At 42.1% G+C, this 10992-nt stretch carries 9 protein-coding genes; 4 read left to right on the plus strand and 5 right to left on the minus strand.

Features of this window, described 5'->3' with window-relative positions; genetic code table 11:
* Positions 1–118: 118 nt before the first annotated feature.
* Entirely contained in the window at positions 119–1054 is a 936-nt protein-coding gene (locus tag Q1A41_RS05010) for a LysR family transcriptional regulator (protein WP_299975525.1), read from the plus strand.
* Positions 1055–1653: 599 nt separating this feature from the next.
* On the opposite strand, the gene Q1A41_RS05015 is transcribed toward Q1A41_RS05010, so the two are convergent.
* Positions 1654–1896, minus strand: coding sequence for a helix-turn-helix transcriptional regulator (locus tag Q1A41_RS05015; protein WP_299975527.1), 243 nt, complete (start codon positions 1894–1896; stop codon positions 1654–1656).
* A gap of 123 nt (positions 1897–2019) precedes the next feature.
* Between Q1A41_RS05015 and Q1A41_RS05020 the strand changes: the two genes are divergently transcribed.
* On the plus strand, positions 2020–2751 hold the full coding sequence (locus tag Q1A41_RS05020; protein WP_299975529.1) for a hypothetical protein: 732 nt from the start codon (positions 2020–2022) through the stop codon (positions 2749–2751).
* 507 nt (positions 2752–3258) lie between these two features.
* Here the strand turns inward: Q1A41_RS05020 and Q1A41_RS05025 are convergent.
* The 4 genes from Q1A41_RS05025 to Q1A41_RS05040 are packed head-to-tail and all read right to left on the minus strand — an operon-like array spanning position 3259 to position 8173.
* Complete coding sequence (locus tag Q1A41_RS05025; RefSeq protein WP_299975531.1) at positions 3259–4650, minus strand: hypothetical protein; 1392 nt, start codon at positions 4648–4650, stop codon at positions 3259–3261.
* Positions 4640–5575, minus strand: coding sequence for an ATP-binding protein (locus Q1A41_RS05030; RefSeq protein ID WP_299975533.1), 936 nt, complete (start codon positions 5573–5575; stop codon positions 4640–4642). The genes Q1A41_RS05025 and Q1A41_RS05030 overlap by 11 nt, the downstream gene beginning before the upstream one ends.
* Positions 5568–7484: a hypothetical protein gene (locus tag Q1A41_RS05035; RefSeq protein ID WP_299975535.1), complete on the minus strand. Its 1917-nt coding sequence runs from the start codon at positions 7482–7484 to the stop codon at positions 5568–5570. The genes Q1A41_RS05030 and Q1A41_RS05035 overlap by 8 nt, the downstream gene beginning before the upstream one ends.
* The gene (locus Q1A41_RS05040; protein WP_299975537.1) at positions 7475–8173 is read right to left on the minus strand and encodes a hypothetical protein; all 699 of its coding nucleotides are present in this window, start codon (positions 8171–8173) and stop codon (positions 7475–7477) included. Before Q1A41_RS05040 ends, Q1A41_RS05035 begins: the two co-directional genes overlap by 10 nt.
* Before the next feature lie 987 nt (positions 8174–9160).
* Here Q1A41_RS05040 and Q1A41_RS05045 point away from each other — a divergent pair.
* Positions 9161–9604 (plus strand): antitoxin Xre/MbcA/ParS toxin-binding domain-containing protein, encoded by a 444-nt coding sequence (locus Q1A41_RS05045; protein ID WP_299975539.1) that lies wholly within the window; start codon positions 9161–9163, stop codon positions 9602–9604.
* A gap of 640 nt (positions 9605–10244) precedes the next feature.
* Positions 10245–10913 carry a site-specific integrase gene (locus Q1A41_RS05050; protein WP_299975541.1) on the plus strand — a complete coding sequence of 223 codons (669 nt, stop codon included), beginning with the start codon at positions 10245–10247 and terminating at the stop codon, positions 10911–10913.
* Positions 10914–10992: the final 79 nt, after the last annotated feature.

Genomic DNA, 10992 nt, shown 5'->3' on the forward strand with positions numbered 1-10992 from the left:
TTTGTTCACACTTAACTCTCTCTCAATTGACGATTAGCGTAGTGTAGAGATTGAATTAAATGGTAAAAACAGCCTAAAATTTGAATTATTAACAAAATAATTTTGATAAAGGCTTATTTTGAATACCGAAGATCTAAAGATAGCCATTACCATAGCTGAGCTTGGCAGTATTACTGCGGCAGCAAAGCGACTGGATATGCGAAATGCCACAGCAAGTGCGGCATTAAAGCGACTAGAGCAACAGCTGGGTGCCGAGTTGTTTATTCGTACGACTCGGAGTTTGCGCTTAAGTAAAACCGGTGAGCACTTCATTCCACAGTGCAAAGAGGCTTTATCTATATTAGAGGAGGCTAAACTACAAAGTTCAAACACAAATAAGTCAATTACTGGGGAGCTAAAACTTGCAGTCTCGTCAGACCTAGGACGAAATCTGTTACTACCATGGCTCGATGACTTTATAGCGCAGCATCCAAAAGTAAGTCTTAATCTAAGCATCGATGACCGACAAGTAGATTTCTATCGGGGCGGTATAGATATCGCCATTCGGTATGGATCACCAAAAGACAGCGGATTCTACGGGTTTAAACTTTGTGACGTTCCAGGTTTACTATGTGCTAGCCCAGGCTATCTGCAGCAATATGGCGAACCTGCGACACTGGAGGAGCTAAAACAGCACAACGCCTTGCTGTATCAGTTATACGGCCTTAGCCACGATCTGTGGGAGTTTACGCATAAAGGCGGCAACCGTAAGTTACGTATGAAGAGCAACCATATTTGCAACGACGGAGATGTCGTTAGACGTTGGTGTGTGGCCGGTAAAGGAATAGCCGTAAAGTCCAGTTTAGATTTGGCCAACGATTTAATTGCCGGGCGACTTAAAGTCATTATGGAAGATTTCCAGCCTCCAGTAAAAGAGCTTTGGCTAATCTGTCCAAGTAGGCAACTGATCACGCCAGCGGTAAGAGCGCTTAGAGATCATTTGCGTAATCGGTGTAAGCAGTTATTGGTGCAGCTGCAGGAGCAAGGGATTTTTAATGGCTACACAGGGCTGTAGGCCCTTGATTATAAGGGTTTAGCTCGATCTGGCTGGACGACTCGCAAAAGTGTTCAGTCGAGCATATTTTTAAGTTATTGATTTATAAGGTAATTTGATATTTGAACTTTTTTCAAAGTGTTCAGTTTTTGCAGCGACTTTCAATTTTGATGTATTGGTTACTAGCTTTTTCTATTGTATACAGCTGGTCGTCCAAGTGGTTAGCGATTTCTCGGTTCTGCTGTTTCTTGGGCTTATTCAATGGAACGACTGGGGCTTATATCAAGGGATGCCCTACATTTTGCTGGCCAACGTTACGGTGTTTTTGGTGTGCGGCTTATTTTGGAGCTAACAAGGTTGGTTAGATTGATTGTTGACCCGTGGTTATCTATATAATCTGCTGTGCAATCAAATGGCCAGACAGGAAGAATTTAGCTTCATTCGAATAAACTGATTGTCTTAATAAAATTAAGTTCTTACTAAAGATTGGGTAGTCACTATAGGAGGCCTATAGCTTAAATATTGTTAAATGCTCTAGTGTGCAGCCTCTTGGCTCAAGCCTAGACACTATTTGCTGCTCAATAATTGAGCGCCTAACTTTGGCCAAGGGTATTTGCTGTTTATATGTTATTCCCTTTTAGGACCTTTAGAGTCTCTGAGGGGTCTAGACCCAAAGCTTCGCAATACTGCACAAACTGGAATATATCGAGTTTCCTCTGATTTGACTCAACTTTTTGAATCACAGAGTGAGGTTCATTTATGCGCTCCCCCATTGCCCGCATACTAATTCCAAGCTCTAAGCGTCTTTTTTTGAACAGTAAGCATAGCTGCCTGTAACGTTCTGATGTGATTGCTTTTTTCATCACGCCAGATTAAAGTAAAACCCCCAGTGTACCCTTATAGGGTACACTGGGGTGTCCCGGCAGTTATATACATTGAGTTATAACATCGGGGGGGCTATTTTGCTAAGAAACCTTTTCAAGCCAATGAAAGATATCAACTCGTTAGACACCTATAGTAAAATTTGCCTGTTGGCATTTACAGCATCTGTACCGGAAGGCCGTTTTAAAATCCCTGTATCTAGTTTTGACGACTTAAACATCTCTCCTGCACGATTTTTAACCAAGTCAATTTTGTATGTCCTCGAGGCTGATGGTTGGATTGAAATAACCGGTGAGGACCTGGTACTTAACTATAAGAATGATGACCAATTTCTTGTAGAGCTAATGTCAGGGCTTGAACCAAGCTGTGAGACTGAGCTTATGGCTATTCGCGATCTTGCACACCAACTCTTAGTCGCGGAGTGTATAGAGTTTTTGGCAGCCATTTGTGGAGCTTCATTAGAAGATTCAGCGAAAAAAGGTGAGCCGCCTAATCTTCTATTTGAATTGACTGAGACTTGGTCGTTATCGCTTGTCCATCAATTTTTATGGCGTGCAACAAAGGAAATCGAAAACTGTCGTTTAACCCGCTTATCAAGCTCTGGTCAAAATTATCTAATTCAGGTCTCAGAAAAAGCAAAAGAGAAATCTGAGGATTTTATCGAGTCCAAATTTAAGACAATTAACTTTAAAAGGTCACTATCTTTTAGTCGTAGCAAACTAGCAGTTGTGTTATACACAATGATTAATCCATTGAGCGATCGCGATGTTTTCACTGGGGCTCCATTGGAGGGTTTTAAGTCTATGAAAGTAAAAATGTCGGAGGCTATGGAATAGCTCGCCATATGTTTGCTGTTAGCCGACGACGAGTCTAGAAAAGAAAATGGTACTAACCGTCGAACACTCAGAAACTGGGTTGCCATATTTCGCGGACTCGGAGTTAAAGGAAAAGATTAACAAATACTGTACAAGTCCAGATGAAGTATTGTGCGATATGTACAGTATCCTATTTGGTTGTACAAGAATAAGACTCGAGTTTTATCCATGTGATGTCAAATGTGCTCTTATTAAACTTGGTATTTCAGTAAAATTCTACGACCCTTCGGTTGGAAAAATGATCTATGTTAGTGCAAGGTTATCAGGGATTTACGATTATCATTTTTCACAAAGCTAAAACAATTGAATGCAGTCAAGTAAAAATTGCTACTTTCATAGAGGGCTTTTCAAGTAACAATGATCTTGGTGTATTAGATCAGGAGGGCAGGGGTTCTCAGGAGAAAAATTAATATCGTAAAACTTAGATCTTCTAAGATTGAGAACACGCTTGGATCAAGTAGAGCATGACTACTTGGCATTACAATGAGGTGCAATGGTGGGTGCGAAGCCCCCGATGTCACTGCACATAATATCTTGATACTTCTCAGGAATCACAACGACAAATTGTTCATCAATCAAATATATCGCAATATCATCACTATAATACGAATATGGATGAGCCCAGCTTGGTAGCATTCTTTGCAAATCACCTTTAGATAGAATGTTATTGGTTGATGAGTTAATTCCGTTTACGACAGTTGATAAAAAAGTAAGAATTGAGCGAAACAAGCACCAGCAGTCGACTTCATAAATCAGCAGGCTTAGGCATACTGGCAACGCATTTTCATTGCGTATAGGAGACCCTGGCATGTGGAATCGCTGTTTACCTTCTGTGAAGTTAGTCATGAGGGCGGGTATTAAAGGAGCAGTGTAGCCAAACGTGTTTATGTATATACGTTCACCGACAAAACCTTTTGGCCTATTATGAGTGCTGGGCGATATCTTTAGCAGAGAACTCCATATCTTATACGCTATGATTAGGATATCCATTCCTTCATAGAAATAATCTAAGACTTCCACCTCTTGAAGTCTAGTTTTAGTAAGCTTTACTCCCGATACTGATTGTATTAGATGTTCTATTCGAATTTGGACTTTTTCACGAACCAAATTAGAGCGGGCATTTAGATCGGCAAGATTAAACTGATGAAAATTTGGTTTAGAATGTCTCGGTATTCTTTTTATAACGCTTTTTTGGAAAGAAGGATTCAAACCTTTAACAAATTCCCTGCTCGATGGATAGATGGCCAGCATGATACTTAAATATATCTCTTCGTTGGCAAAATGACTATTGTGTTCAGCGAGCGTATACGCCCCTTGAAAAGGATTGGATGTGCTGATTGGCGTTATAGGAAAATCCAGCTCGCAAAAAGAAACAAGGGGGGAAAGTGCTTCAAAATATGGGGTGGGGTTAAATAGTGCGTCGATTAACTCGGATTTCGAGTTGTAATGTTGCGAGTTCTGGGGGTTAAAATTATTTAGTGAATGGGAAAGGGGGGAACTGCTGTTTTTTTCTTCCAATGGGTGTTTGTGTATGGGGCAGCTGTTTATCCAAGAAATCTCGTAGAGCCATGAGTGATATCCCAGTTCACTACAACGAGGGCAAAAGCTATGAGTACTTTCTTGGCGCCCTTGTTTGAACATAGGCCAGGGCGGCTCTGTAGTTCTTCCGTATTTATTTCGCTGATAATCATTAACTTGATGTCCGGGCTGTGGGAATATGCAGCTTTCTTTGTAAGGAGGGGGGTGTTTTCGCCAACGCTTATTTTTTGATAATATTGGGTTGGCAGCGATATGTCTTAGTTGTTTTCCATAATCGCTTTCAAAGGGTTTCCATAGTGCCCTGCCAGAGTTAGGTTTCATCGGAAAAGACCGTCGTCAATGTTGGCTCATTACCAGCGGCATCTAGTGACTTTTCAAATATCTGCTGAAGAATAACTGAGTCGGGCGACCAGTATTGTGGAAAGTAGTCTCTTATCGCAATAGATAGCGTCCGGTTAACATATGTCATCCCCCAGCTATCGTAGCCAAAACGTTCAGCATAGTTTATGTTCCATAAATCCCACAGCATTTCCGTAATATCAGTTATTTTAAAACCAGCTCGAACTGCCTTTGGCGAGTGATAGTCTAGCCAGCTGCGGGGATCAGAAGGTGAAATAGGAGTTTCGTCATAGAATGTTAAGCAACGGCGCAACTCATCAATTGTACGTATACCATGAAACTCATAAATATAATTGAAAAATCGCTCTCGGATAAATCTACTGTCTTTCCCTAAGAGCTTCTTTGCCAAGGGTTGAAAGCGATCTTTATTAGCAATGAAAAAAATGCTTATGTTAACTTTCAGTTCTTCAAGTTCATTGAATAATTCCGCAAACGCATATAGCTGAATTACCTCTAATTCTTGAGCTTCATCAATGATCAGAACGATTCTGCGGTTGATGTTAGAGATCGATGCATCAGTAAAGAATATTAGGAGGTGATTCAACAGGTCGTCGGCCGTTCTTAGATTACTTATGGGGTCGATGAGACGACGCACAATTGTCGCGTATACGCTTCTGATTGTATTTTTGTCACGGGTACCGTAGCTAACTCGAAAAACCGGTATAGGATCACCGTTGTGGTCGAAAACAACGTTATCAAGTGAATTAATGGCTTTTGTTTTGCCCATTCGAGCGTCCCCTACAATTAAGCCGCCTGTAAAACCACAGTTAATCCATTGTATGACCGTTGCATGCAAGGCCTTAACCATTGGGGTGTTAATGCAAACTTGGCTTATATCATTATGCATCCGGTTTACCCTTGCGGCTTAAAAATACGGCTTGCCAATCGGGAATTGTTGATTGTGACCGTCTTTGTTTACGTGTTGATTGCTTAACCTGACGACTTTTACGTGTTGATTGCTTAACCTGTTGAATGTCCTTTTCAATCGGTTTTTTACTTTGGTTGGCACTAAGCTCTCGTCCAATACGTACAATTTCTAACGCGCAGCTCGGTGCACTTCGATTAGCGAGTAGGTAGTCGTAGTATTCGCCAAACGGATCTATCCCTTGTATCAGTTCTGTTTTAACCAATCGCATGATGTATTTGCGAGTTGCAACGCTATGTTCAAATCGCAGCCAAGTTCTAGGGGCCAGTAGCTCACCTAGGAAATCGCCATTAATCGTATATACTCGAAGTCGTGAAATGGCCTCGATGTGATACTCAATACTAACTTTTTTATTGATGAGCGATGCAGGTAGAACACCTGGTGCGCTATATCTTACGTAAAGAAAGTTGACCCAAGGTGCGCGGTTGCTCCCTTTTTCCGCGTGGACAGTAACCGTTTCTCGCAAGATACGGGGATCATTCTGAGCCGCAGAGCACGCTGGAAGTAGGGGTACTAGGTGTTGAGCCATTTGGGAACGCATCAAGTTAATCGGGGACTGCGCGCCAATGTTTCCCATAATGCGGTTATTCATTGTAGCAATATGCAAATCTATCATTTCCTCGACCGATTTTAGGGATACCTCAGGTGCGTGCTTTCGGTTGCGATTTGGCTCTTTTAAGGGGTCATTTGGGTGACTGCCAGTTGTTGATGGTAGTCGATGAATTGTCAAGTTTAGATCTCTGAATGCCGACTCAATAAGAACGCGGGCAATTGGATAGCCCGGAATACCAAGGTTCAATGTAGAGCACATAACTTCGCAGATATAATGACGGACATCATTTGCGATATGAATCAAAGCATTGTCCAATCGAATTATTCCCACTGCAGGACGCAGAAATTCTTCCCCTAGCTGTGTTGGCATGCTCGGCCCGTCTGGCCAGGATAAGCCTGGAGTCTTTAAATCATTGCTTTTCCAATGCGATTTCATTTGAGAAAACAGGGTTAGCATGTCATTTTTACTTACATGTTTGGATAGTACGATTTGGCGCGCAACTATACAGTTGGAGGCTACATCGCGACATGCAATAAGGGTAATTCGAGAAATTCGTAAACTGTCCAACAGCTTATTCAATTCCAAAACAATTTGTGATTCACAGTCGAGGGTATGTTCGTCTATTTCAAGTTCTTCGAATATACCCAGTGGCCGCTGTCTAGGTGCGCTTTTAGGTTGATTGGTTCTTTGAACTTTCAATTCAAGACTACGCTGCACGAAATAGTTACGGGCGCCTTGGTAACCGTGATTCTCAGCGGTAAAAGGATAGTGGTCTTTCGACCAATTCTGTTGACGCAAATAACGCAAGACGGCTTTGTGGAATGTATTTACTTTGAGGTTCTGGCTTCTACGAGATCGTGCTAAAAACTTCTTAAGTAACTTGTCGAGATGTGGCTTTAAACCCGGGACAACCTCCAATAAATGTTTGAATGCGTAGGCAGACCCTGATTTTTGGGAGTGCGTTGCCAGTCGAGTTTTTCGATGCCCAGGTTTGATTCGTACGCCTGGGATTAGAGCTTTTGTGAGCGCAGGTTCTTCTTGGCTCTCGCCACCTAAGCAACGATTCATAAATCGCGTCATTCGTCCACTGGATAAGTTGAATTCATTTTCAATAGATTTAAGGGGAACATTGTTTAGCGCACGATGTAAAAGCTGCTGATTTCTTAAAAATATTCGCCTCTTTTCTTTCGGTAAGCTAAGCACATCAATAGCCGGCCAGTTATTGAAATCATATAGCTCAGGCTTCTGTTGTAAACGCTCTTGCCAGCTTATATACATAGTTGTATTGGTGTGTCGTAATCAAGTTGCAAGACAGAAAGGTCGACTTCCAGCTCATGTCTATGAATGAGTCGATATAGTGCAGTCAGGTGATTTGTGTTATCTGCGTGACGAAGAGGGTTGATTATATCTCCAACGACGCATGAACCCAGTGCGCCGCAATGATTGAGCAGTTCCGCTTCGTCTGCGCGTGTATCAACTCCGTAGCGATTGGCTGCAGCTAAAGTTTGTACAATTGGCCTCCAGTGCAAAGCTTCTTTTTCTCGCGCGATCACCTCATCTACATTAAGTATAGTAAAGTACATTTGCTCTCGAGCAAAAAATACCCTGACTAACTCAGGGTCAGGCCAAGTCATTACGCCTTGTTTAGCAAGCTGGACCACCTCGGCTTTATCATCGTGTAATACATAATACGTAGGTACGTAACGGCTATTGTCGACTTTAAGTAAAAAGGGATGTGGAACGAAACTTATTACTGCCTTTCGACTTTCAAGCCACAGTGAGTGAATATACTCTGCATAACTGTGATAAACCCCTACGTTGGGATACTTAACACCAACATATTGAAAGGTATTGTTTTTCTTTAAGTTCTTGAGAGGGGTGGGTTGCTGATGAGGTACAAGATTTATAGCATCAACGCGAGCGAGCACATCGAGCGCATATGGGTTTTTGATAAAATCTTGGGGCATCGACATCCTCCTTAAATCAAGTATCGCTTACAGCCGCATCTATTCTTTCGACCTTCCATGTGCTTTCTCAAAGAGATCGAATTTTAGCTTTGGTGGCTATTTTTCATTCATGGCTATGCACAATTCCAATTATCAGTAATCTTCCTGGTTAGTGGATTATTAAAGAATAAAAGTGGCTGTTCGTAGCAAAACCATTTATGTGCAAATAAAACATTCAACAAAATAGAGAACGCTTTGTTGGCTGTTGCTCATTCGCGAGGTTGGTTTCAAGCGTTCCTAGAATAAGAGTCGCTTCTTAGGTGTTTAGGCGACCAACGATTTTGTATGCGAGCTCATGCTTGTTTTTTTGTTGCGTAATCTTTCGTGGTTAATCTGTAACATTAATTACGAACAGTATAAGGGGAGATAAGAACATTCGCTTCGAATTTGTTCTGATAAAAAGTATGATAAATATGAGGAATTGTTGTAATTAATCTAAATTGTTAGCGTTACTATTTTTTCCGTGATCCTGATTTAGAATTGCTAGATAGTCTGTTGGGAAAAGGTTGCGCTACTAAACTAACTTAGCACTACTGGAGTGCTAAGTAAATGCTATCTTTTATATATAGATAATGCATGTTTCAAACTAAGGCTAATCTAAAATAAAATGACAAGCATAAAATATTTTAAAGTATGCTTTTACTCACAGTGAACAATTTTAGAAAGTCAAATAAGCCGTTGCTTTAGGTAATCCTGCTTGATGGTTGTGTTTTGTTAGAGGGGCGATTAGCTAGATCACATGAGAGAGGGAGGCTGCATTTGTTCCTACAGGGTAATCAGCTTGATCACACTCAGGCATCAATATTTCAAATTGCGACTAAGATGTATAAAAGCCTTTTATACGGCAGCAGGCTAGATTTAGGCTGCTGTACCTTGACTTATGATAGTGGGTTTTACAGTATCAATCTGCTACATTAATACTGTATCAATACCATATGGATAGTGTTTATGCCATCAATTAGGTCAAGACAAACCGCCTCTATTAGGGCAATGGCGACGGTTAGCAAAATGGCAGGTGTTCGCCTGAAAACCGCACGTGATGAGGTACAGTTGAGTCAGCGCGGTATTTCTCCCGATGTTATAGACCAACTTAAGCAATTGGGAACTTCCAGCGCTGAATTACATTGGATTATCAAGCCCAGAACCCTGGCTCACCGAAAGAGCAAGGGGGAAGATTTAACCCAAGAGGAGACGGGGCGCTGGCTAAGGGTTGCAAAAATTCAAGCGCTGGCGTTGGAAGTCTTTGGTAGTAAAGAAAAAGCCATTTCCTGGCTTAGGAAGCCTACGCGTTCTTTCGATGATCAATCAGCCCTAGTGCTGCTCCAAAGTGAAGCAGGCGCACAGCTTGTTGAGGATAAGTTGAATCAACTGGATGCCGGTTACTTTGCATGAAGTGCCGGCGCATTATTAATTATGCGGAGCTCAAACGCATTGACCGCTTTAAAACATCCAGCGGGTAGCTCTACAAGGTAGTTCCTGTTGTTTACATGTAGGGTACCCGACATAGTTAAGCAGAGACCTAGCTAAATTAGAGATCTCACCAGAGGAAATGGCAGGCGATTATGAATTGTTGTAAGTAGAGCGTAGTATTCTTGAGTAATTAGGGCCTGAAAGGCTCAATTACAACCTTTGATAAGCATTTTAGTCGTAGGTAGGTAATAGAGGTTTGATTCCTTTGTGAGAGTTAGATGTTTTAGTTTATGTGGTAGCTATAGATCGCGTATACCAATTACTTGGTCGCAAGTATAAGAATGCATGCCAAGGTCATATATGGTGCTGGCCGATAGCTTAACTTCTCTAAATCAAATTAAGTGCCATCGGTAAAGCTTATTAACCATTTGCCTTATTTTGGTGTGTTCTTTTAGATAAAAGATAAGCCCCTGATCTTATATGGGAAACAGTGTTGCCCATATCGAAAAGCCCTGCCTATAATAGGGCTTGTTTTACACCTCGGTTCAAGGACGAAATGGTACAAATAACAGCCAGTAGCAAAAGATTATCCTCGACTCGCCCAGGCCGACCCATTCACCCGGTGGAAGCTCCCTCGGCCGCTTTTTCGATCCAGCCCGTGCAGATCGACTGGGACCGCTTAGTAGCCAAACGGCCCACGGTCCTGGACACTATCAACGCAATGCCGGCCTATCTGCTCAAGCCTAAAATCTTGATGTTGCTCGATGCGGAAAAACAGCCGACCAATCGCCTGATCCTTAAATTGATGTGGGCCACCGGCGCCCGAGTTTCAGGGGTGCTAGCGTTAAAGCCAACGTCTTTTGTCGATTACAGCTATGACGCTGGCGTGGTTCTCAAAACGCTGAAGCAGTGGCACGGTAGCCCTACCCAAAAAGCATTGAAACGTTCGCCCAAAAGCTATATAGCTATCATCGACCAGGCCTTGGAAGGTCGTATTCAAATTTATCTCTACAAGGGGCCTTTCAAGAAAATCGAGCGGATTTATCCAATGTGCCGGCAGTCGGTGAATCGGCATATTTATGCGTTGGTGGAAAGGGGAGGGGGCGCATCCTTTGTCATTTCATCGCATAAGTTTCGATATTCGTTTGCGATTCATTTGTTGCTAAACGAGCGGCTGTTGAAATACTTGAGTCAGCAACTGGGTCACAAGACAGTGGACAGCACCGAGATTAACACTAATGTGTTCACCGTCGATGGGACGCATTTTATGGATGGGGTGGATTTTCAATGATGGATTACTTTCGACACCAAATTAGTAATCTTTTCCTGCAACTCCAAACCCGCCCAGATACCTTGGTTAATTTATGAAG

It is taken from the genome of uncultured Pseudoteredinibacter sp. (genome assembly GCF_947502065.1).
Classification (GTDB): domain Bacteria; phylum Pseudomonadota; class Gammaproteobacteria; order Pseudomonadales; family Cellvibrionaceae; genus Pseudoteredinibacter.

Bases quoted from the DNA above. Each gene is read 5' to 3' on its own strand.
- Q1A41_RS05015 (WP_299975527.1), bottom strand. From the start codon at position 1,896: ATGAAAAAAGCAATCACATCAGAACGTTACAGGCAGCTATGCTTACTG.
- Q1A41_RS05020 (WP_299975529.1), top strand. From the start codon at position 2,020: ATGAAAGATATCAACTCGTTAGACACCTATAGTAAAATTTGCCTGTTG.
- Q1A41_RS05025 (WP_299975531.1), bottom strand. From the start codon at position 4,650: ATGAAACCTAACTCTGGCAGGGCACTATGGAAACCCTTTGAAAGCGAT.
- Q1A41_RS05030 (WP_299975533.1), bottom strand. From the start codon at position 5,575: ATGCATAATGATATAAGCCAAGTTTGCATTAACACCCCAATGGTTAAG.
- Q1A41_RS05035 (WP_299975535.1), bottom strand. From the start codon at position 7,484: ATGTATATAAGCTGGCAAGAGCGTTTACAACAGAAGCCTGAGCTATAT.
- Q1A41_RS05040 (WP_299975537.1), bottom strand. From the start codon at position 8,173: ATGCCCCAAGATTTTATCAAAAACCCATATGCGCTCGATGTGCTCGCT.
- Q1A41_RS05045 (WP_299975539.1), top strand. From the start codon at position 9,161: ATGCCATCAATTAGGTCAAGACAAACCGCCTCTATTAGGGCAATGGCG.